Source organism: Lysobacter sp. CA196 (assembly GCF_052078695.1).
In the GTDB taxonomy this organism is placed as follows: domain Bacteria; phylum Pseudomonadota; class Gammaproteobacteria; order Xanthomonadales; family Xanthomonadaceae; genus Lysobacter.
Window position 1 is genome coordinate 84861 of record NZ_JBQJIN010000003.1, and the last position, 23862, is coordinate 108722.

Sequence of the window (23862 nt, forward strand, 5' to 3'; positions counted from 1 at the left end):
GGCCTTTGCCGGACGACACGATCAGAAAGTGACGCTCCAACTGTTGATGTAGCCGGTATCGCCCTGGTAGTGGTCGCCCACACGCAACTTCCAGGTACCGTCCAGGGCCTCGCCCGACAGATTGACGGTATAGGTCGCCTTGACGTTGGCCGCGCCGTCCTGGCCGTTGTAGTTCTTCAGCATGTACATCGAGCCGTCCGGCGCGATCAGCGCGACCGACAAGTCGCCGCGGTAGGAGTGGACGATGTCGACGGATACCGATGCATTGCTCGGCGCATTGCCGGTGCGTCCGGCGACCGCGATCGAGCTGTAGCTGTAGTACAGGTCGTTGATCGCGACGTCGGTGGTGTTGCTGTAGGCCTTCACGGCATTGTCGACACCGCCTCCGCCCCCTCCATCGCCGCCGGCGACACGGATCGCCTCGACGACCGCTGCGTCGGCGTCGACCATGCCGCTGCCGCAGCCGCCCGGGCAGGCGCCGGCGGCGAAGGCGCGCGCGGAGTCCTTGAGCGCCTGCTCCACCTGCGCCGGCGTCAATGGAGCCGCGACCGCCGACTGCATCAGCGCCACCACGCCGGCCACGTGCGGCGTGGCCATCGAGGTGCCCTGGCTGAATTTGTAGCCTTGCGCGACTTGCGCCTGAGCGCCGGTGTTCACGGTCGAAAGGATGCCTCGCGCGGCATGGTTGACGTCGCAGTAGGGCTCTTCGCCCAGCGCCAGGAAGCGAAGGTTCGGCGAACAGGTCTCGCCGCCCGGAGCGGCCACGTCGATCCTCGCGCCGTAGTTGGAGTAGAAAGCGCGATCGTCGTTGTCGTCCGAGGCCGCAACCGAGACCACGTTGTTGCAGTTGCCCGGCGTATGATTCGCTACATCGTCGTTGTCGTTGCCGGCCGCGATCACTACCGTGGTGCCCCGATTGACCGCGGCATTGATCGCATTCTGGTAGGTCGCGGAACATGCGCCGTCGCCGCCCAGACTCATGTTGATCACTTCGGCGGGGTTCGCATTGGCCGGAACCCCCGCCACCGCGCCGCCGGACGCCCATACGATCGCGTCGGCGATGTCGGCGGTCGTGCCACCGCATTTGCCGAGTACGCGCACCGGAACGATGCGGGCGCCGTAGGCTACGCCGGCCACGCCGGCGGCGTTGTTGGTCACCGCCGCGACGGTGCCGGCGACATGGCTGCCGTGCCAACTGGAATTGGAGGCGCGGGGTTGGCCGCATTCGCCCGCGAGGTACCAATCGCCCTGGTCGTTGGGATTGTTGTCGCGCCCATCGTTGTCGCGCGCACTGGCGGCATTGCTGATGAAGTCGTAACCCGGCAGCACGTTGGCATTGAGTTCGGTGTGCGGTGTGATGCCGGTATCCAGCACCGCCACCACGGTGCCGGCTCCGGTCGACCGGTCCCAGGCGGTGTTCGCGCGCAGGCCGTTGGCGCCGAAGTAGTGCCACTGCTCGTTGTAACGGGTGTCGTTGGGCGTCAGGGTCGGCATCATCCGACGGTTCACCTCGACGTATTCCACGTTCGGATCGGCGGCGAGTTCGCGCATGATCGTTTCGGCTTCGATGCGGTCCAGCTTGCCGGCGCTGACCAGGTCCGAACCGATCGCGAGGCGGCGGACATGGCCGAGGGCGCGGGCCTTGCCGGCGATCCCTGCCTTGGCCACGCGATTGAGCGAACCCTTGACGTTGACGGCATCGCGACGCTCCGCCGAACCTTCGCGGTACTTGACGATAAAGCCGTCGTAGCCTTCCGGTGCCGTCAGGCCTGCGATACTCACCTTGCCCGCGAATGCCGGGGCTGCGGTGGCGGACAACGCCATCGCGGTAGCGACGGCCAGGAGGTGGGCGCGCGGGCGCCGGCGGTTCACGATGGACATGCGAGTAATCCTCTGCGTGGATACACCGATGGGACTGCATGAATCGGTCTGTCCGGACGGGGCCGGAACGATGCGAGCCGGGAGCGCCGATGCGACTGCGGAAGAGTTGGGAACGGTCTGTCCAACGCCGGTCTTGTCTAAAGCGAGTCTTGTCTAAAGCCGGTCTGCTTAAAGCCGGTTTGTTTGCTTAAAGCCGGTTTGCCCCTGGGCCGGGGTCTACGCTGCGATACCGATCGGGAGCTGCATAGCCAAAAACCGCGAACACCCGGTTGCCGAATTCGCAACCTCGGCGCGGCCAAGCGCAGGCGCATCGACGGCATGGGCGGCAGGGATCGCCTAAGAACTTTCCCAATTCAAATCGTGATCCTCATCGCATTACTATCCGAGCGAGTTAAGAATTCGGTGAGAGACGGATCGGACTGAAGCCGACCGCCGCCACCGTTGAAGGCGATGCGGGGCACTCGATCCGATTGGAGTCGGTCGCGACGATTCGTCGTTCGTGCGCGAGCGTTCCGCTCTGCCTGCTGCTTCTGTAAAGAACGAGAAGCATCGCCGCAGCGAAAGGCCGGGCAGGGCTGCAACGGCTTGCGCTCATTCGATGGATGCTGCAATGAACGTGAACTACGAGATCCCCCCCCGCAGAAACCCTGCGCTGATCAGCTTCTCCGAGATGCTCGCGTTCGTCGCGGTCGTGAACGCAACCAGCTTCACCGGCGCTGCGCGCCAGCTCGGCACTTCGAAATCCGTGATCAGCCGCCGCATCAGCGAGATCGAGCTGCAGCTCGGCACCCAACTGATCGACCGCAGCGGCAGCAGGATCAGCGTTACCGACGTCGGCAATGCCTACTACGAGCGTTGCGTATCGATCATCGAATCGGTGGAGGCCGCCAACGATCTGGCCGCCGGCTTCAACGGAGGCATCCACGGCACCCTGCGGATCTCGGTGCCTCATTTCTATGGCGCGCAGGTGTTGGCGCCGCTGTTCAACGAATTCGCCAATATGTATCCCGGCCTCAGGATCGATCTGGGCCTTGAAGAGTGCGACGCGGGCAGCAACGACACGAACTACGACCTGTCGGTACGCATCGGTCACCTCGCGAACTCCAGCCTGCTCGCCAAGCGCTTGGGCGCGACGCGCTCGTGGATATGCGCCAGCCCCGAGTACCTGGCCGCCAGAGGCACCCCGACACGCCCCGGCGAACTGGCCCATCACGACTGCCTGGTCAATTCGGGCAACGGGACGCCCGCGGGATGGCCGTTGTTGGTCGATGGCGAGCTGAGGACGGCCCGCGTTCGCGAACGCATCCGCAGCGCCTGTTGTTTCCAACTCTTGCAGGCCGCGCGTTCCGGCCTGGGTTTGGCTTTGCTGCCCGACTACGTGATCGCCGATGCGATCGCCAGCGGCCAATTGAAGCTCGTCATGGCCGACTGTGCGCCGCCCGCCGGCCCGGTGTCGTTGGTGTATCCCTCCAGCAGACGATCGTCGCGAAAGGTGCAAGCGCTGATCGGGTTTCTCAGCGAGCGGATCGCCCACCACGGCTTCGTTCGCGAGCCGATCGCGTGCGCATAGCGCAAGCGCGGCGAAACACCGCAATCGATCGCAAGACCGAGCCGGTCGCTCGTTCGGCGCGAACACGTTTGCATGCGGCGAGCGTTCGCGAATCGTCAACCCGATGTTGTCGATGCAGGGCTATCTGCGGCTGCGATCGCCACCTAGACTGGCCCCGCACTCGATGAGCAGTCCTTGCCATGCCCCCGGCGACGACTGCTCCTGATTCGGACTCCTCTGCAGGCATCGAGTGCACTGGCTGCGTCGAAGGATTCGTGCGTGGCCAGCGCCCGTCGTGATGACGCTCGGTGAGCAGACGGGCGGGTGATGTCCGTATGGACGCCCCGTTCCGTCTCGCTCAAGTCTGCGCAGATACCCTCATCGATCCAGGCGCGGGCGGTGCCAAGACCTAGCCCGGGCTCGCAGGAACGCCGACCGGATGCGTGCATGCCCATGCGATCAGTTCGCCCAGCTCCATCGGACGCCCATACAAGTAACCTTGGCCGAGATGGCCGCCGAGCTCGCGCGCCAGACTGTCCTCCCGATCGGTCTCCACGCCTTCGACGGTAACGGTTTGACCGAGGCTGAGGCCCAGTTCGATCGCCGATTGCAGCAGGACGCGCCCATGCTCGCTGCGCGGCCCGGCGGCGACGAAGCTGCGATCGATCTTCAGCTCGGTGCTCGGCAACTGCATCAGGAACTGCATCGTCGCCGCGCCGGTGCCGTAATCGTCGATGGCGACCTTGAAGCCGCGCAGGCGGGAGCGGATCAAGGCCTCGATCACGTGCACCGGTTCCTTCATGAGGTGCGTCTCGGTCACTTCCAGGGTGTAGCGATCCGGCCGATCGTCGGCGGCGGCGACGATCGCCGACATCCGGTCGATGATGGACAGGTTGTGCAGGTTGTGCATCGATACGTTGAAGGCGAGATTGATGTCGATGCCGTTGCGCATCAATGTGGCGCGATCGGCCACGGCCTGGGTAAGGACGGCCAGGGTGAGCAGATCGACCAGGCCGGCGTTCTCCGCGGCCCGCACCACGTCCGAGGGCGGGACCGCACCGAGTTGCGGGTCTTGCCAGCGCAACAGCGCTTCGGCACCGACGAACGAGCGCTTGGCCAGTTCGAGCTTGGGTTGGTAGGCCAGGTGCAGCGCGCCGCTGTCGATGCCGCCGCGGATACCGTCGCCGTCGATCGCCACGTCGGGCGCGTCCTGCAACGACCGGTCTTGCGCCGGGCGATACCGCGCCAGCACCGCGGTCAGGGATTGCAGATCCACCGGTTTTCCCAGCACCCCGAGTATGGTCAGGCCCTTGGCTTCGGCGAACTGCCGGCTGACGTCCAGCACGCGGGAATCCTCGCCGCTGAGCAGGATGACCGCGGGGTGGCGGGACAGTGCCGCGACATGGCTCAGCAAACGGATCCCGTCCATGCCCGGCATGTTGAGGTCGCATACCAGCAGGTCGAAGGGGCGGGCGGCCAGCCGTTCGAGGGCCAGTTCGCCCTTGTCCGCGGTTTCTGGAGGCCGCAGTCCGGCGTCGCTGAGCAACGCCGAGATGACCTCCAGCATCACCGGATCGTCGTCGACGACCAGCGTCCTCAATCCGACCGGGTACGGCGAGTTGGGCAAACGTGGTCTCCGTCATGGACAATCGCGACGAGTTGTCTTAGAACGCCAGCATATGCGCGCAGCGATCAAAGAACGGACGACTTGCCTATATCATGCACCGTTCTCAACCTGGGCGGGAGGCGGATTCGGACCTCGATGAAGACCTCCGATTTCGAGCCCTTGAGCCGTCTGTTGCGAGGCGATGCCGCGCGGGTGCGCAGGGTGCTGGATGTTTTCGCTCGCTGCACCCGGGAGGATCTGCAGCAGTTGGACCAGGCCTGGGCGAGCCGCGACTGGGCGACGCTCGGGGCGCTGGCGCACAAGATGAAGTCCGGCTGCCTGCAGATCGGCGAGAAGTCGGCGGCGGAGGGGCTGGCCGCTATCGAAAGGGAACTGTCCGCCGGCTCTCCGGGCGACACCCTCGCACAGACATTCGCAGCCACGCGGGACGAACTGGATGGGGTGATGATGCGCGTCCTCGCGTACCTGACGCATCGGCATGAGGCGGGTGAAGAATGAATGCGAATACGTTGCCGGCAAGGATACTGATCGCCGACGATCACCCGATCATCATCGTCGCGCTTGCGGAGATGCTGAAGACCGCGCTCGGCCAGAGCCGCGTTCTGGTCGATTCGGTCACCGACAGCGACAGCCTGCTTTCCCGCTTGCAGGCCGAGTCCTGGGAATATCTGGTCCTGGACCTGCGCATGCCCGGTCGATTGAACAGCGCTCCGCTGTTGCAGGCGATCCTGGCCGCACAGCCTTCGCTGCAAGTGGTGATCTACACCGGAGAGGAGCATCCCTGCTTGGCCCAGGCGCTGCTGGATCTCGGCGCCCGCGCCTTCGTTTCCAAGGCCAGCGGCCCGCAAGTGGCGATCGACGCCATCGGCGCGGTCGTGGCGGGAAACAGTTACGTCGATCCACTGGTCGATCTCGATGCCGCGCGTAAGCATCCTTGGCACCAGCTCACCTCGGGGGAGCGCACGGTGATGATCGCCCTGGCGCGGGGCGAGAACCTGCAGGCCATCGCCATCGACAGCAATCGCAGCTACAAAACCGTGACGACGCACAAGTACAACGCGTTGCGCAAGCTGGGCTTGAGATCCAAGGACGAGCTCGGCCACTATCTCGAGCAACACGGGCTCGACTACCTGTTATAGAAATCGCCCGGTCATAGAGATGGCCGCGATCGGCCGGAACTCGCGCAACGCCAGCGCCGATGCCGTGTGGCCGCGTCGTACGTTCTTGAAGTCCGTGCGCGACTGCCCGGCATTGCGCGGCACTAAGATTTTTCCTAATTCCCGCCGCCGGGCCCTGCATTCATCATGCTTCGGGTGCCTGGCCGGCCGGACGAAGGACTCGTCCGGGCCACCAGGCTCTACGGCAGCGAACGCAGGCCCACTCATGTCCCTCAGGAGCAGGCGATGACTGTCCATTTTCCCGAGCTCGCCCGATTGCTGAAGAACGACCAGCACAAAGTGCGGCGGGTGATCTGGGAGTTCTATCGGTCGGCGATCAAGGATCTGCACCGCCTGGAGCAGGCGGCGGCCGCGAACGAGTGGTCGACCGTTCGCGCACTGGCATGGCGAATTCAGGTCAGCTGCCTGCAGGTAGGCGAGCACGATGCGGCGGAAGCCGCGGCCGGCCTGACCCGCACTGCGGGCGAGTGCTTCGCCGATGCTTATCGCCAATGGCGACCGCGGATCGTGCAGACCCTGGACCGCGCGGAGGAATTCGTCGGACGCGGCATCGCCGAGCGGAAGTCGCCGCCCGATTCGACCGGGGTCGGCACCGTCAGGCACTGACCCGCGTCCGTAGAACCCCGGCTGGCTAAGGCGCCGCGGCGGGCGGGGCAGCGAACCCGATGCGTTCGATTTTTGCCGGTGCCGGCGCCGTCCGCGGCGATCAGGGCAAGGCCGGGCGAGGTGGGTGTCTTCGATGGCGCCGCGCCAGCTTTTTTCCGACGGGTCCGAGACCCCGGCTCTAAGACTTTTCCCTATTCCGAGGTCGTCGACCGCTTGCCTAGAATGTGATCGAAAGCACGAATTTGATCGCGTCGGGGGTAGGGATGTCCGCACAGATTTCCGAATTCTGCGAATTGCTGGAGCACGACCCGGACAAGGTCCGGAGGGTCGCGCGGGTGTTCTATCGCGGCGTCGCCGCCGATCTGCGGCGGCTGGAGGGTGCCGCCGCCGCCAACGAATGGCAGGTCGTCAGCGAGTTGTCGCAGCGCATCCAGACCGTCTGCCTGCAGTTGTCCGAACACGACGGCGCAAACGTCGCCGCGGAACTGCGCCAGGTCGCGGGCGAACGCTTCGTCGCTGCGTATTCCCGGCATCGGCCGGTCATCGCTACGCTGTTGAGCCACACCGAAGATTTCGAGCATTGAAACCGCATCGCGGCTTCATCGGGCATGGAGCGAGATGAGGGAAGCGGCACGAATCGCAGTTCTGCACGATCTCGTTGCAGCGTCGGACGTGTCGCTATCCGACGCTCACCGAAAGTAACGCTTTCTCACTGCGACGATCGGCTCGCACGGTGGGCATTCGGCGATCGGCTTCGCTTTTTCCGATCGTCGTTGATCAAGTGCGGCACGACCCGGGGAATTCGCTTGCGGCTTCGCTATTTGCGGGTGTAGAAAATCGCGACGACATCAGTCGATAGCGCGTGGCCGGGGAGGCCAGCGCCGTTGCGATGCCGCGATCCGCGCCTTTCTTCGCAACCTTTCCCGCTCAAGCCGCTGTCGTGTTCGTTTTGCGAAGGCGTTCTCCAGCGCATCGCAATAGCCAGTCGTACTTGGCCGTACTTCGCCGATTTCCTGCACGCAACCGTGCCAGCTTCATCCAGCCATCGATTTATTCGTATCTGAAAGACGGTCACCGACGTAGCCGACGGAGCCTCGTCCGTCACGCACGCGCGACTCACACGGAGAAACACATGAACCGCATCTTCCGCATTCTCTGGTCGCAGGCGTTGAACGCGTGGGTAGTCGTTTCCGAACTCGCCGCGTCCCGCGGCAAGAGCGGGGGAGGGGTCGACAAGCGCCGGCGCGTACTCGCGCTGCCGCTCGACCGCGACCAGGTCGAAGGCTCTCCGCCCGTGCACAGCCGGCCGCTGCAGTTGGGTCTGCTGCAAGTGGGCCTGCTGCAAGTGGGCATGTTCCTGGCGCTGCTGTCGCTATACGCGCCGGCGCAGGCGGCGAACCGGTTCTGGGACCCCAACGGTACTGCGGTCAACCGCGGCGGCACCGGCACCTGGAACACCAGCAGCGCGTTCTGGAGCCCGAACGGCGACGGGGTCAGCGGCCCCTACAGCGCCTGGAACAACGCCGCACTGGACGACGCCTTCTTCGGCGGCACCGCCGGCACGGTGACCTTGGGCGTACCGATCACCGCGCACAACCTCACTTTCGACGTCAACGGCTACATCCTCAATAGCAGCACCCTGACCCTGGCGGGGGCCACGCCGACCATTACGGTCAATGGCGGCACCGGCGTGTCGGCGACGATCAATTCGGTCATCGCCGGCTCGGCGGGGCTGACCAAGGCGAGCACCGGCAACCTGTTCCTTAACGGCGTCAACACCTTTACCGGAGCCGTCAACGTCAACGCCGGCAGGCTGGCCGTCAACGGCAACGCGGCCCTCGGCAACATCGCCAATACCGTCAATATGGCGAACGGCACCCGACTGGATGTCGGCTCGACCGGCGGCGGCCTGGCAGGGCGGACGGTGTCGCTCACCGGCACTGTCAGCCTCTTCGGCGCCGGTGTCGGCAGCGGCTTCTTTACCGGCAGCGGCAACCCTACTTTTAGCGGGGTGGCGGTAAGCAACAACCTCAACAACTACACCGGCCCGACCACCTTCTTTGGCGGAGCGGCCTCCAGCTTCACCTCCATCGCCGACTTGGGCATGGCCAGCTCTTTGGGAGCGCCCACCACCGTCGCAAATGGCACGATCACTATCGGCTCTTCCGGCCAGACCAACGCCGTTCTTGACTATGTGGGCGATGGCGATACCTCCAACCGCAATTGGCAGATAAATCCGCCTGCGGGGCCAAGCGGCGAGGCAGCGTATCTGCGCAATTGGGGTACCGGCACCCTGACCCTGACCGGCAATATCGCATTGGGTGGAGGTTCGGGGAATCGCGCTGAATTCGACGCGGTCAACGCCGACATGGAACTGCTGGGCGTGATCAGCAGCAACAACGGCCGCGACGCCTGGTTTGTACCCAGCGCCGGGCGGACCGTCCGCCTCGGCAACGCCAACACCTTCACCGGTCGCGCCGTAATCCGCGGCGCGGGACGGGTGGAGGCTGGCACTATCGCCGACAGTGGCGTCGCCAGTTCGCTGGGGACCGGCAGCATCGTCAACCTCAGTGCAAGCGGCACCCTGAGTTATACCGGCACCGGCGCCGGCAGTAATCGCGATTGGCAGATAGACGGCGGCACCCTCAATAACGATGGCAGCGGCGCCCTGACCTTGAGCGGGGCCATGGCCCTCACTAGTGGGCTCACCGCGACCCTGGGCGGCAGCTATACCGGCGCAGACAACATCGCCACCGGCGTCATTTCCGGCACTGGCAACCTGCGCAGCGGCGGCAACGCCACCTGGGTGCTGACCGGCGCCAATACCTACACCGGCAGCACCATCGTCGACAAAGGCGTACTGCGCGCAGGCACCGCCACGGCCTTCGGCGCGTCCACCACCGCCCAGGTCAACGGCGGCACCCTGGACCTCAACGGCTTCAGCCGGACCTTCAGCACCCTGTCCGGCACCGGCGGCACCGTGAACCTGGGCAGCGCCATGTTGACCCTGGATGCACCGACCGGTACCACCGCCACCTACGCCGGCAACATCGCCGGCAGCGGCGGCTTGACCAAGCTGGGCGGCAGCACCCAGACGCTGACCGGCGCCAATACCTTTACCGGTGCCACCGCGATCGGCGGCGGCACGCTCAATCTGAATTTCAGCGCCGCCGGCGGCCCGGTCGGCAACATCATCTCCAGCGCCTCCACGCTCAACATGATGGGCGGTACGCTCAACGTCACCGGCGCGGCAGGCGAGGCCAATACCCAGACCTTCAATGGCCTGAACGTCAGCGCCAGCAACAATACCCTCACTGCTACCTCCGGCAGCGGCGGCAGCATGACGGTCAACCTGGGCGCCATCACCCGCACCGGCGGTTTGATCAATTTCAATCTGCCGGCCAGCGGCAACATCACCACCACCAACACCGTATTGGGCGGCTGGGCCACGGTCAACGGCACCGACTACGCCAAGGTCGTCGGCGGCAACATCACCGCTTTCACTCTTGCCGACTACACCAACAAAGACAACGCGGCCACCTGGCTGGACAACGAGTTCATCACCGACATCAACGGCTTCTTCGGTACGCTGAGCGGCACCAAACAGCTCGGCGGCCTGCGTTACACGCGACCGGTGTCGACCACGGTAACCGTGTCGGCCGGCAATACGCTCGGCGTGGACGGCACGATCATCGTCGCGCCCTCGGTGCTCAACACCAACCAGACGATCACCGGCGGCAGCCTGACCGGCCCCAACGGCGGCGACCTGACGATCCAGCAGAACAGCACCGGCAACTTCACCATCGGTTCCCAGATTGTCGATAACAGCCCAGCGATGGGCTTCACCAAGGCCGGCACCGGCCTGGTCACGCTCACCAATGCCGCCAACAGTTACACCGGCGGCACTACGGTGGCGCAAGGCATGTTGTCGGTAAACAACATCGGCAATGGCGGCGTGGCGAGCAGCATCGGCGCCTCGTCGGCGGCGTCGTCGAACTTGGTGCTGGAAGGCAGCACCTTGCGCTACACCGGCACCAGCACCAGCAGCGACCGCGGTTTCACCATCGCCAAATCCGGCGCGATCCTCGGCAGCGGGGTCGAAGTAACCAACGCCGCGGCCAACCTGAGCTTCAGCGGATTGGTCACCAGCAGCGACGGCGCCAGTTTCACCAAGGCCGGCGCCGGCACCCTGACCTTGAGCAACGACGGCAACGACTACACCGGTGTCACCACCGTCAGTGGCGGCAGGCTGTCGGTGGACACCTTGACCAACGGCGGCCTGGCCAGCGGCATCGGCGCCGCCGACAGCGCATCGGCCAATCTGGTGCTCAACGGCGGCGGTTTGCAGTACACCGGTGCCACCACCGCGATCGATCGTGGCTTCACCCTGGGCACCGCCCAAGGCACCATCGATGTCGGCAATGCCGCCACGACCCTGACCGTCAGCGGCACCGCCGCCGGCTCTGGCACGACCAAACTGATCAAGGAAGGGGCCGGCACGCTGGTGCTGTCCGGCACCAACACCTACGTGGGCGGCAACACCGTCAATGCCGGTGTATTGCGCGCCGGTTCGACCCAGGCGTTCGGCGCATACAACACCGCCAACACCATGACGCTGGCCAATACCGCCGGCGTCACTCTGGACCTGAACAATTTCGATAACTTCGTCGGGCCGTTGGTCGGCGGCGGCGCCAACGGCGGCAACGTCACCCTCGGCTCGGCCAGGCTGCGCATCGGCGGGGGCAACGGCACCTATGCGGGCACGATCAGCGGCACCGGCGGCGTCTGGCGCACCAACGGCGGCATCCAGACTTTCACTGGCTGCAATAACACCTACACCGGTGCCACCACCCTGGAGGGCGCGACCCTGAGCGTCGACTGCCTGGCCAATGGCGGCGCGGCCAGCGGCATTGGCGCATCCAGCAGCGCTTCCAGCAATCTCGTCTTCATTAACGGCAACCTCAACTACACCGGCGGCACCGTCAGCACCGATCGCGGGTTCACTCTTACCGGCTACGGCGTCATCGACGTGGTCAACGGCACGACGCTCGGCTTCAGCGGCCCGGTCGTCGGTGGAGGCGAGTTGTACAAAGACAACGCCGGTACGCTGGTGTTGTCCGGCAACAACACCTACACCAACAACACCCAAGTCAGAGGCGGCACGCTGCGTGCAGGTTCGAACACGGCGTTCGGCACCACCAACGCCTTCATCATGGCCAACACCGCCGGCGCCTTGCTGGACCTGAACAATTTCAACGCCAATGCGGGCGCCCTTATCGGTGGCGGCGCCGTGGGCGGGAACATCGCGTTGGGCACGGGCACCCTGACGATCAGGGACGGCTTCAGCCAGACGTACGCGGGCGCCATCAGCGGCAGCGGCAACCTGGTCAAGAACGGCGCCGGCACCCAGACGCTGTCCGGCTGCAACAGCAACTACACCGGCACGACCACGATCAACGCCGGCGTGCTGGCGGTCGACTGCCTGCAGAACGGCGGCGTCAACAGCTCGCTCGGCGCTTCTACCTCCAGCGCCACCAACCTGGTGCTCAACGGCGGTACCCTGCGTTACGTCGGCGCGGGCGGCAGTTCCGATCGGCAGTTCACCCTCGGCACCAACGGCGGCGCGCTCGATGCCTCCGGCAGCGGCATCGTGGAGTTCACCTCCACCGGTCTGGTGACCCTGGCCGGCGCAAACACCGCCCGTACGCTGACCTTGACGGGTACCAACACCGGCGACAACGTCTTGTCCGCGCAACTGAACAATAACGGCGCGGGCATCACCTCGCTGACCAAGACCGGCACCGGCACCTGGCGCCTGACCAACAACAACAGCACCTACACCGGCATCACCACCATCAGCGGCGGCGTGCTCAGCGTCGATCAGCTGGCGAACGGTGGCGTGGCCAGCAGCATCGGTGCCTCCTCCAATGCCGCTTCCAATCTGGTGATCGGCAACGGTTCGACCTTGCGCTACACCGGCGCGGGCGACAGTACCAACCGTCTGTTCACGCTCGCACCCGGCGTCACCTATATCGAATCTTCCGGCACGGGGGCGATCAACTTCTCCAACACCGGCGCGGTGACGCTGTCCGGCACCAATACCCCGCGCACCATCGCCCTGGGCGGCACCAACACCGGCAACAACACGATGGGCGGTGCGATCGGCGACAACGGCACCGGCGCCACCACGCTGGCCAAGAACGACAGCGGCACCTGGGTCCTGACCGGAAACAATACTTATTCGGGCAATACCGTCATCAACGACGGCAACCTGATGATCGGCAACGGCGGCACCACCGGCAATGCCGGCACCGGCAACGTGATCATCGACTCGCCGACTTCGACCTTGTCGATCAACCGCAGCGACACCTTTAATTTCACCGGTACGCTGAGCGGCCCCGGCACCCTGGCGCAGATCGGCACCGGCACGGCGACCTTGACCTCCGCCAACAACAGCGTCGGGGCCACCACCATCAGCGCCGGCACGCTCGATATCAACGGTGGCCTGACCACGCCCACGATCGCGATGAGCGGCACGTCCACGCTCAATGTCGACGGTACCGTGCAGGCGGCCGGCGCTACGTCGACCCAGTTGAGCGGCGATGCCGGCGCGAGCACGGTCAACGTCAATACTGGCGGCACCTTGCTGGCCAACGGCGACCTTGGCGACGGCAGCGATGCGGTCAACCTGACCGGCACCCTGAATACCGGTGCCGGCACGCTGAACCTGGGCGCCGGCGACGACACCCTGACCTTGAACGACGGCGCCGTGATCGCCGGTGCCGGCGTCGATGCCGGCACCGGCAGCACCGACAACCTGGTGATCAACAACGCGGCGGCGATGACCTTCAGCGGCGCCACCGTCGCCGGTTTCGAACAGTTGACCAAGCAAAACACCGGCGTGCTGACCCTGACCGACAACCAGGCCTTCAGCGCCGGCACCGCCATCCAAGGCGGCACCCTCGATGTGGACGGGGTGCTGGATACGCCGACCGTCGCGATGTCCGACGGCACCACCTTGAATGTGGACGGCACCGTGCAGGCCGCGGGCGGCGCTACGACGGCGATCGCCGGCAGCGCCGGCGTCAATACCCTCCTGATCAATGCCGGCGCGACCTTGAACGGCAACGGCGACCTCGGCGCGGGCAGCGACGTGGTGACGCTGGGCGGCACCTTGAATTCCGGCGCGAGCGCATTGAGCCTGGGCGGCGACGACGACACCTTCACCTTGACCGACGGCGCGGTGATCGGCGGTGCAGGCGTCGACGGCGGTGTCGGCGGCAGCGATCTGTTGGTGCTCGACAATGCGCTGGATCTGGCCTTCGACGGCAGCACCACCGCCGGGTTCGAACGGCTGTCCAAGCAGAATGCCGGCACCGCCACGATGACCGGCAGCCAGAGCTTCAGCGACGGCACCGCCATCGACGGCGGTACGTTGAACGTGGCCGGCGCGCTGGAAACCCCGACCGTGGCCCTGGCCGATGGCACGACGCTGTCGGTCCAAGGCTCGGTGCAGGCAGCGCTCGGGGCGGCCACGGCGATCACCGGCAGCGCTGGTGCGAATACCGTGCTCGTCGCCGCGGGCGGCACCTTGGTGGCCAGCGGCAGTCTGGGCGACGGTAGCGATGTACTCGATGTGGCCGGCAGCCTGGACACGGGCGCGGGTACGTTCGACCTGGGCGCCGGCGACGACACGTTGACCATCCACGACGGCACCAGCATCGTCGGCACGATCGTGGCCGGGGCCGGCAACGACACCTTCAACACCCACATCTCCACCGTCGCCGATCTCGGCGCGGTGCAGGGTTTCGAGACCTTGAGCAAGTCCGGCGCCGGCGTACTCAACGTCAACGGCCCGATGAGTTCCGACTTCACCACGGTCGACGTATCGGCCGGCACCTTGAACATCGGCGCAGGCGGCAGCGTCACCGCGGCCCCGGGCAATGTCCTCACGACGACGGTCGGCGCAGGCGCGACCTTGAACGTCGACGGAAGTTACGGCTGCGGCGCCGACAACGACAGCATGACCGTGTCGGGCACCGTCTCGGGCAGCGGCATCATCGACTTGTGCGGCGGCGACGACACCTTGACGCTCAACGACGGCGCGGTGTTGAGCACGATCGTCAGCGGCGGTACCGGCACCGGCGACACCCTGGTGCTGAAGAACGCCGGCGCACTGAGCCTGGATGCCGGCAACACGAGCGGCTTCGAAGTATTGCAAAAGGACAACACCGGCGTGGCGACCCTGACCGGTGCGTCGAGTTTCGTTGCCGGTACCGCCATCCTCGGCGGCACGCTGGACGTGGACGGCTCCCTGGAAACGCCGGTGGTCACCTTGGCCGACGGCACCGTGCTCAACGTCGATGGCTCGTTGCAGGCCGCCGGCGCGACGACCACGACCATCAGCGGCAGCACCGGCGCGAACACCGTCAGTGTCGGCGCCGGCGGCAATCTACTGGCGAGCGGCGACCTCGGCGACGGCAACGACATCCTCGATGTGGCCGGCAATCTGGACACCGGCACCGGCGTGTTCGACCTCGGCACCGGCGACGACACCCTGACCATCCACGACGGCACCAGCATCGTCGGTACGGTCGTAGCCGGCGCGGGCAACGACACCTTCAACACCAATATCGCCACCGTCGCCGACCTCGGCGCGGTGCAAGGCTTCGAGACCCTCAGCAAGAGCGGCGCCGGCGTTCTCAACCTCAACGGCCCGCTCAGCTCAGACTTCACCACCGTCGATGTACAGGCCGGTATCTTGAACGTGACCGCGTCGGGCAGCGTCACCCCGGCACCGGGCGGCAGCCTGGCCACCAACGTCGCCAGCGGCGCGACCTTGAACGTCGACGGCAGCTACAACGGCGGCAGCAATGCCGATACCTTCACCGTCGCGGGCACCGTGAGCGGCAGCGGCACGATCGACCTGGGCGACGGCGACGACACCCTGACCTTGAACGACGGGGCGGCCCTGGCCAATGCGATCAGCGGCGGAGCGGGGGCGGGCGATGCGGTGGTGCTCAACAACGCCGGCGCCTTCACTCTCGACGCCGCCGACACCAGCGGCTTCGAAGTGCTGCAGAAGAACAATATCGGCGAGGCGACGCTGACCGGGACGCAGAGCTTCGTCGGCGGCACCGCCTTGAACGGCGGCACGCTCAGCGTTGCCGGCAGCCTGGACACGCCGACCCTGACGATGGCCGATGCGACCACGCTCAATGTCGACGGCAGCGTGCAAGGCGCGGGGGGCAGCGCAGCGGCCATCACCGGCAGCGCCGGCAGCAACACCGTCAACATAGCGGCAGGCGCGAGCCTGTTGGCCAACGGCGACCTGGGCGACGGCAGCGATGTCGTCGATGTCGCCGGCAGCCTCGACACCGGTGCCGGCGTCCTCGACCTAGGCGCCGGCGACGACACCCTGGGCATCCACGACGGCACCAACATCGTCGGCACGGTCGCCGCCGGTGCCGGCACCGATTTGTTGAACGCCGACATCGCCACCAGTGCCGATCTCGGCGCGGTGCAGGGCTTCGAGACGCTCAGCAAGACCGGCGTCGGCACGTTGAACATCAATGGCCCGGCGGCTTCGGACTTCGTCGCCGTCGATGTGCTCGCCGGCAGCTTGAACGTCGGCGCCGCCGGCAGCGTGGTCGCGCAGAACACCACGATCGCCAGCGGTGCGGCCTTGAACCTGGACGGCAGCTACTCGGGCACCGCCGGTAACGACAGCTTCACCGTCGCCGGCACGGTGGCCGGCGGCGGCGCGGTGAATCTGCTCGACGGCGACGACACGTTCACGATCCAGGACGGCGCGGATCTTTCAGGACTGAGCAATGCCGTCGACGGCGGCACCGGCAACGATACCTTCGTCGCCGATCTGGCCGGCACGGCGACCCTGGGCGGGGCGATCGGCTTCGAAACCCTGACCAAGGCCAATACCGGCACCCTGCACGTCGACGGCCCGGCCGCCTCGGATTTCACCACCGTCAACGTCGACGGCGGCACCCTCGATATCGGCACCGGCGGCAGCATCGGCGGCGTCAACACTGCCACCGTAGCCAACGGCGCCAGCCTGATCGTCGATGGCGCCTTCGGCTTCACCACCGGCGCCGACAGCTTCACCGTGGCCGGCAACGTCAGCGGCTCGAGCGTCATCGACATGCTCGACGGCGACGACCAACTGACCCTGCAAGACGGCGCCGACATGAGCGGCCTGGCCACGCCGATCGACGGCGGTGCCGGTATCGACACTCTGACCGCCGACTTCGCCGGCACCGCGACCCTGGGCGGCGCCACTAACTTCGAGACCCTGACCAAGACCAACACGGGCACTTTGAACATCGACGGCCCGGCCGCATCGGACTTCACCACGGTCAACGTCGACGGCGGCACGCTCGACATCGGCGTCGCCGGCAGCGTCAGTGGGGTGGTCACCAGCACGGTCGCCAACGGTGCCACCTTGAACGTCGACGGCCACTTCGCCGGCTCGGCCGGCGACGACACGATGACGGTGTCCGGTGCGATCGCCGGCAGCGGCGCGATCGCCTTCGACGGCGGCGACGACACCCTGACCCTCAACGACGGCGCCGACCTGACTGGCTTCGGCGGCGCGCTCGACGGCGGCGCGGGCGGCGGCGATACGGTCGTGCTCGATAACGCCGGGGCGTTGAGCTTCGGCGCCGGCAGCGTCGTCAACTTCGAATTCCTGACCAAGACCAACACCGGCACCGCGACCTTGACCGGCACCCAGAGCTTCAGCGGCGGCACCGCGATCAACGGCGGCGAGCTCGCGCTCGCCGGCGCGCTGAGCACGCCGACCGTGGCGATGGGCGACGACACCATACTGACCGTCGACGGCAACCTGGATGCAGGAACGGGCACGGCCGCCGCGATCACCGGCAGCGCCGGCGCCAACACCGTGACCGTCAACGGCACCGCCCTGGCCAGCGGCGATCTCGGCGCGGGCGAGGACGTGCTCGACGTGGTCGGCACCCTCGATACCCTCGGCGGTACGTTCGCCTTGGGCGACGGCGACGACAGCTTCGTCGTCCACGACGGCACCACCGTGCTCGGCACCGTCGACGGCGGCGCCGGCCTGGATACACGCGTCTACGACATCGACCTGAGCGCCGACCTGGGCGCGCTGGTCAATTTCGAAGGCGTGACCAAGACCGGCACCGGCGTGCTCAACATCACCGGCCCGAGCGCGACCGACCTGCAGGAAGTCAGCGTGCTCGGCGGCACCTTGAACATCGGCCCGGCCGGCAGCGTGGTGGCGACCGCGGGCAGTTCATTGGCCACGGTGGTCGGAGCCGGCGCGACCTTGAACGTCGACGGCAGCTTCGGTTGCGGCGCCGCCAACGACACGATGAGCGTGTCGGGCACCGTGTCCGGCAGCGGCACCATCGACCTGTGCGGCGGCGAAGACGTGCTGACCCTCGGCGACGGCGCCGTGCTCAACGCCGTCGTCAGCGGCGGCGGCCACGGCACCGGCGACACCGTGGTGCTCGACAACGCCAACGCCTTCAGCTTCGATGCCGGCAACACCATCAACTTCGAGTTTCTGCAGAAGGACAACGCCGGCGAAGCCACGCTGACCGGCACCCAGAGCTTCAGCGGCGGCACCACGCTCAACGGCGGCACCCTGAGCGTGGCCGGCACCTTGCAGACGCCGACCTTGGCGATGGCCGACGGCACCACCCTGGCGGTCGACGGCCGCGTGCAAGGCCTCGCTGCGGGCCAGACCGTGCTGACCGGCAGCGCCGGCAGCAACACGGTGGAAGTCGCTGCCGGCGCGAGCCTGCTCGCCTCCGGCGACCTCGGCGACGGCAACGACGTGTTCGATTTGGCCGGCACGCTCGACACCGGCAGCGGTACGTTCGCGCTCGGTGCCGGCGACGACCGCTTCATCGTCCACGAAACCACCGCGGCGATCGGCACGGTCGAAGGCGGCCTCGGCAACGACACCCTCGAAGCCAATATCAGTGGCGGCTTCAATGTCCCGCTGGGCAGCATGCTCGGCTTCGAATCGCTGGCGAAGTCCGGCGCCGGTGCGCTGCAGATCAACGGGCCGTCGGAGTTCATCGACGTCGATGTAATCGGCGGCCTGCTCGAAGTCACCGCCAGCGGCAGCGTGGCCGCGCAAAACACCACGGTCGCGGCCGGCTCGACCCTGAAGGCCACCGGCCTCTACAGCGGAACCGCCGGCAACGACAGCTTCAGCTCCGCCGGCACGGTGATCGGCCGCTTCGATTTCGGCGCCGGCAACGATACCGCCGATTTCCGCGGCGGCGAGCTCAGTGGCCTGACCCGCTTCGACGGCGGCGCCGGCACCGAGGACCGGGTGAACTTCCACGGCATGACCCTGGGCCAAAGCCAGGCAAGCGCACTGTCCAACTGGGAGCGCGTGGACCTGCTCACCGGCACGCGACTGACGCTGAGCGGACCGTTGAACCTCGCAGGCGGCCTGTTGTCGATCGATGGCACTTCGGAACTGATCGGCCTGAGCGGCGCCGCACTGACCGGCAGCGTGGCCAATTCGGGCCTGATCAGCGTCGGCGGCGCCCGCTTCGGCATCAGCGGCAATTACACCGGTGGCGGCTCCCTGGCCCTGACGGTATCGCCGGGCGGCCAGAGCTCGGGCGGTCTGGACATCGGCGGCGACGTCGCCGGCACCACGGCGGTGACCTTCCTCAGCGACGGCAGCGAGACCCCGCAACAGCCGGCCTCGATCCGAGTGATCTCGGCACCGAACGACAATGCAGCCACCGCAGGCGGCTTTACCGCGGCCGGCGCCAGCGACGGCGTGGTGCGCTTGAACGGCAGCGTGTTCCCGTGGAGCTTCGACCGCCAGGGCGACGGTTGGTATCTCAACACCGAAGCCAGCGACATCCTGCCGGAAATCGGCGGCTACGCCGTGTTGCCGGACATCGGCCTCGCCGACATCCAGAGCAGTAACCGGCTGTTGTTCGAACGCATGAGCGGCGTGCGCGGCGATACCCCGCGCTGCGGCGCAGAGGAGGAGGGTGCGCAGCGCGCCTACGCCTCGTTACGCGGCGATTGCCACGGCCTTTGGGTGGCGGCGAGCGGCAGCGAGCTGGAGATGGGCGCCAACCCGGGTTTCGCCTTCAGCGGCAACACGCTCGGCCTGTACCTCGGCGTGGACGTGCTGTTGCAGGACCGCGAGACGCGCAGCTTCCGCGGCGGCGTATTCCTCGGCTATCAACACGGCAATTACTGGGCCGACGGCGCCAATTCGACCGACCTGCAGGGCATCGGCCAGGCTCATGTGCGCGTCGATACGCCGATGGTCGGCATGTACGGCAGCGTGAGCTGGCAAGGCGGCACCTACCTGGACATGACCCTGGTCGGGCAGCGGCCGGAGGCCCGCGTCGCGGTCGCCGACGGTTTCAACCAGGACATCGGCGGCAGCAGCGTGACCGCGAGCGCACAGCTCGGCCATCGCTTCCCGCTGAGCAACGGTTGGACCGTCGAGCCGCAACTGCAGCTCAGCGCCAGCGCGATGCAGTGGCAGGACCAGCGCGATGCGAGCGGCAAACAACTGGTGATGGACGACGACCTGTTGGGTACGGTGCGCGCCGCGGTGCGCGCCGAGAAGCGCTTCGAGACCGCCGGCGGCGCACGGATCCGTCCGTGGGCGACGCTGGGCCTGCAGGACACCGTAGGCGAAAAGGACGACGCCCTGCTGGTGGTGCCGATCGGTTCCGGCGCCCAGCCGCAAGCCTTCCCGAATCACGAACTGGGCCTGATGGCGACCGTCGACGTCGGCGTGGAGGCCGAGTTGAACGAATCGGTCAGCCTGTTCGGCGTGCTGTCCTACGGCGAAAGCCTGGAAGGCAGCGACGTCAAACAGCGCCAGGCCAACCTGGGCGTGCGGATTCGTTGGTGAGGGTAGGGGCGGTGCATGCCTGAGGCGTGCACCGCCCGATGACGGCCTGGGGCGGCGGATGATCGAAAGCCGGGCAGGGAGTTTGGCTGCGGCCAGCGGTGCTTTCAGGATCCTCTGGGCAGCGCGCCGAATCTTCGCAGGGCATAAGCGGCAAGGCGGGCCAGACGCCGTGCCGCTCGCAGCGACGTGGCCGTCGCGGCGGCATCGCCTTGACGCGGTTGCCTGCCTGCACGTTTTCCAAGCGTGTCGCGCACGCCGTCGTGCCTGCATCCCGGACAACGAGCGTTCGCCGGCTGTCTAAGACTTTTCCCAATTTTGCGCCATTTCGCGCACTCCTAGTATTGCGCTGAAGCATTCCGAACGAGTGCTGCGACGGCATCGAAGCGTTAGGACAAGTCCTTGAATTTCTCTTGGCTCAATGAGTTTCGCGACGACCGCTGGAAGCCGGCGCTGGACGGAAGTTGGTATCTGGTCATGCCGCTTACCGCGTTCCTGGATACCAGCGGCGTACGCCAGGGCGACAGTTGGGATTCGGCCTTCGATGCCTGGGGTCGACAGCAGACGCGTAAATACTCGATAGGGCCGGTCGCGGCTCTCGAACCGTCGGGTGACCTATGCGTGTTCATCTCCGCATCCATGGGGGATTGGCCATGGCCCGAACAATTCGCTACCGACATGAGCCTTCGCTCATCTTGAAATCATCGCCTTGGCGCCGAACCGAGCGTCACGGAATTCGATTGAAAGCAGAGTGCGATCCGCCTTGCAAGAGTAAATGAATCTCTCTTGTTGAATGCGATAAACAGCGCACTTGCTGCGACCAACCGCGCTCTTCGAGCATCCTTGGAAGTGCTGCTTGTTGCTCCCGACGAAACTTGGCATCGACCAAGCTGTTCGCTCAGGAACCGCAAGGCAGCAACATGGCGAACGGCTTCCTTTCTGCCGTCGATTTGCCCGATCCCATCGTTCGAGGATGCTCATGAAGATCACTTTGCTTTCCGCCGGCCTGACCACTGCGTTGGCCTTTTTACCCGCGCAGGTCGTCCCTGCGTCTTCGCCCGACGCTGCTCCGGCGCTCATTTCGCGTGATCTGTTGTTCAGCAATCCGGAACGCACCAACGTTTCGATCAGTCCCGACGGAAAGTACTTGGGCTGGGTCGCTCCATTGGATGGCGTGCTTAATGTGTGGGTCGCGCCTGCGGACCAACTCGATAAAGCCAAGCCCGCGACCCGCGACAAGACCCGCGGCATCACCGGGTATACGTGGGCGTACAGACCCGGCACGCTGCTGTACGTGCGCGACAGCGGCGGCGATGAGAACTATCACGTATTCGCGTTGGACATCGTGAGCGGCAACGAGCGCGACCTGTCGCCCTATCCCAAGATCCGCGCCCGCATCGGCAACATCAGTTCGCGCCATCCCGAGTCGGTAACGATCGGCATGAACGACCGCGATGCGAAATACCACGATCTCTATCGCGTCGACCTTGGCAGCGGCGAGCGTACCTTGGTGCAGAAAAACGAAGGCTTCAGCGGCTTTCTCACCGACGAGGATTATCGCGTGCGCCTGGGCTATAAGCCCGCCCCGGACGGCAGCCGCGAGATACTGGCTCTGGACGAGAGCGGCCAATGGAGTCCCTGGGACCGCATCCCTGTCGAAGACGGCCTGACCACCAGAACCCTGGGCTATACCGCCGACGGCCAAACCTTATATTGGCTGGATTCGCGCGGCCGCGACACCGGCGCGTTGTTCGCGCAGAGTGCCGACGGCAAACGCCGCCTACTGCTGGAGAACGCCAAAGCCGATATCGCCGGAATTCTGACCGACCCGGGCAGCGGCCGGATATTGGCCGCGAGCGCCAACTACCTGCGCGAGGAGTGGACCGCGATCGACCCGCAGGTAGCCTCCGACCTGGCCGCGCTGAAGAAAATCGGTCCCGGTGAAGCCTCGGTGCAATCGCAGACGCTGGACAATCGCAGTTGGATCGTCCTGTATTCGGCGCCGGAGACGCCGAGCGTGTACTACCGCTACGATCGCGGCGGACACGGTGGCTCGGGCAAGCTGACCAAGTTGTTCTCGTCGCGGCCGAAGCTGGAGGGCTTGCCGTTGGCGCCGATGTGGCCACAGGAAATCCGCTCGCGCGACGGCCTGACCTTGGTGAGCTACCTGACCCTGCCGCCGCAGGCCGATGCCAATGGCGACGGCAAGCCAGATCGACCGGTGCCCATGGTGCTGAATGTGCACGGCGGCCCCTGGGCGCGCGATTCCTATGGCTATGCCGGTATTACGCAGTGGCTGGCCAACCGCGGATACGCGGTGCTCAACGTCAACTATCGCGGTTCCACCGGCTTCGGTAAAAACTTCCTCAACCGTGCCGACGGCGAGTTCGCCGGCAAGATGCACGACGATTTGATCGATGCGGTGGCGTGGGCGGTGAAGCAGGGCGTGACCACGAAGGACCAGGTCGCGATCATGGGCGGCAGCTACGGCGGCTATGCCACCCTGGTCGGGTTGAGCTTCACGCCCGACGCCTTTAAATGCGGCGTCGATATCGTCGGCCCCTCCAGCCTGGTCACTCTCATCGAATCGTTCCCGGCATATGCCGCTCCGACCCTTGAGGCCACCTGGTACAAGCGGGTAGGGGATCCGCGCACGGAGTCCGGGCGTAAGCACCTGCTCGAACGTTCACCGATCGGTCGGGTCGACAAGATCAGCAAGCCCTTGCTCGTCGGCCAAGGCGCCAACGATCCGCGCGTGACCCAGGCCGAGAGCGACAATCTGGTCGCGGCGATGAATCAGCGTGGGATTCCAGTGAGCTACGCCTTGTTCGCGGATGAGGGCCATGGTTTCGCGCGGCCGGAAAACCGCAAGGCCTTCAACGCGCTGACCGAAGGGTTTCTCGGCAAGTGCCTGGGCGGACGCGTCGAGCCTATCGGCCAGGACCTGCAAGGCTCCAGCTTGTCCGTACCGCACGGCGCCGACGGCGTGCCCGGTCTGACCGAGGCGCTCAAGCATCATACGGCGCAGAGCAAGAAGTAAAAGTCCGGTCGATGCGGCGCACGGAAACGCCCAACCCCGGTTGGGCGTTTCCGTGTCGGGCCCGCTCTGTCTACG

The 23862-nt window shown here is 66.1% G+C and carries 10 protein-coding genes; 8 read left to right on the forward strand and 2 right to left on the reverse strand.

Annotation, left to right across the window (positions count from 1 at the left end; genetic code table 11):
* Positions 1-21: 21 nt before the first annotated feature.
* The gene (locus ACTOWK_RS04340; protein WP_441328963.1) at positions 22-1881 is read right to left on the reverse strand and encodes a S8 family peptidase; all 1860 of its coding nucleotides are present in this window, start codon (positions 1879-1881) and stop codon (positions 22-24) included.
* 499 nt (positions 1882-2380) lie between these two features.
* Here ACTOWK_RS04340 and ACTOWK_RS04345 point away from each other — a divergent pair, with 499 nt between their 5' ends.
* Positions 2381-3451 carry a LysR family transcriptional regulator gene (locus ACTOWK_RS04345; RefSeq protein WP_441328964.1) on the forward strand — a complete coding sequence of 357 codons (1071 nt, stop codon included), beginning with the start codon at positions 2381-2383 and terminating at the stop codon, positions 3449-3451.
* A 388-nt stretch (positions 3452-3839) separates the two neighbouring features.
* Here the strand turns inward: ACTOWK_RS04345 and ACTOWK_RS04350 are convergent, their stop codons facing one another.
* Complete coding sequence (locus ACTOWK_RS04350) at positions 3840-5057, reverse strand: EAL domain-containing response regulator (protein WP_441328965.1); 1218 nt, start codon at positions 5055-5057, stop codon at positions 3840-3842.
* A 135-nt stretch (positions 5058-5192) separates the two neighbouring features.
* Here ACTOWK_RS04350 and ACTOWK_RS04355 point away from each other — a divergent pair, with 135 nt between their 5' ends.
* The 7 genes from ACTOWK_RS04355 (at position 5193) to ACTOWK_RS04385 (ending at position 23787) form a co-directional block, all read left to right on the forward strand.
* Positions 5193-5555: an Hpt domain-containing protein gene (locus ACTOWK_RS04355; protein ID WP_441328966.1), complete on the forward strand. Its 363-nt coding sequence runs from the start codon at positions 5193-5195 to the stop codon at positions 5553-5555.
* Positions 5552-6196, forward strand: coding sequence for a response regulator (locus ACTOWK_RS04360; protein WP_441328967.1), 645 nt, complete (start codon positions 5552-5554; stop codon positions 6194-6196). The genes ACTOWK_RS04355 and ACTOWK_RS04360 overlap by 4 nt, the downstream gene beginning before the upstream one ends.
* 264 nt (positions 6197-6460) lie before the next feature.
* Positions 6461-6841, forward strand: a complete 381-nt coding sequence (locus ACTOWK_RS04365; protein ID WP_441328968.1) for a hypothetical protein — start codon at positions 6461-6463, stop codon at positions 6839-6841.
* Between the two features lie 263 nt (positions 6842-7104).
* Positions 7105-7425 (forward strand): hypothetical protein, encoded by a 321-nt coding sequence (locus ACTOWK_RS04370; RefSeq protein ID WP_441328969.1) that lies wholly within the window; start codon positions 7105-7107, stop codon positions 7423-7425.
* A 548-nt stretch (positions 7426-7973) separates the two neighbouring features.
* Entirely contained in the window at positions 7974-20750 is a 12777-nt protein-coding gene (locus tag ACTOWK_RS04375; protein WP_441328970.1) for an autotransporter-associated beta strand repeat-containing protein, read from the forward strand.
* A gap of 399 nt (positions 20751-21149) precedes the next feature.
* Entirely contained in the window at positions 21150-21446 is a 297-nt protein-coding gene (locus ACTOWK_RS04380) for a hypothetical protein (RefSeq protein WP_441328971.1), read from the forward strand.
* 274 nt (positions 21447-21720) lie between these two features.
* A complete protein-coding gene (locus ACTOWK_RS04385; RefSeq protein WP_441329118.1) occupies positions 21721-23787 on the forward strand; it encodes a prolyl oligopeptidase family serine peptidase in 2067 nt (688 codons plus the stop codon).
* Positions 23788-23862 lie beyond the last annotated feature (75 nt).

What these genes read in the sequence shown, in the direction of transcription:
- ACTOWK_RS04365 (WP_441328968.1), top strand. Translation starts at nt 6,461, where the DNA reads ATGACTGTCCATTTTCCCGAGCTCGCCCGATTGCTGAAGAACGACCAG.
- ACTOWK_RS04385 (WP_441329118.1), top strand. Translation starts at nt 21,721, where the DNA reads ATGCTCATGAAGATCACTTTGCTTTCCGCCGGCCTGACCACTGCGTTG.
- ACTOWK_RS04340 (WP_441328963.1), bottom strand. Translation starts at nt 1,881, where the DNA reads ATGTCCATCGTGAACCGCCGGCGCCCGCGCGCCCACCTCCTGGCCGTC.
- ACTOWK_RS04355 (WP_441328966.1), top strand. Translation starts at nt 5,193, where the DNA reads ATGAAGACCTCCGATTTCGAGCCCTTGAGCCGTCTGTTGCGAGGCGAT.
- ACTOWK_RS04360 (WP_441328967.1), top strand. Translation starts at nt 5,552, where the DNA reads ATGAATGCGAATACGTTGCCGGCAAGGATACTGATCGCCGACGATCAC.
- ACTOWK_RS04370 (WP_441328969.1), top strand. Translation starts at nt 7,105, where the DNA reads ATGTCCGCACAGATTTCCGAATTCTGCGAATTGCTGGAGCACGACCCG.
- ACTOWK_RS04375 (WP_441328970.1), top strand. Translation starts at nt 7,974, where the DNA reads ATGAACCGCATCTTCCGCATTCTCTGGTCGCAGGCGTTGAACGCGTGG.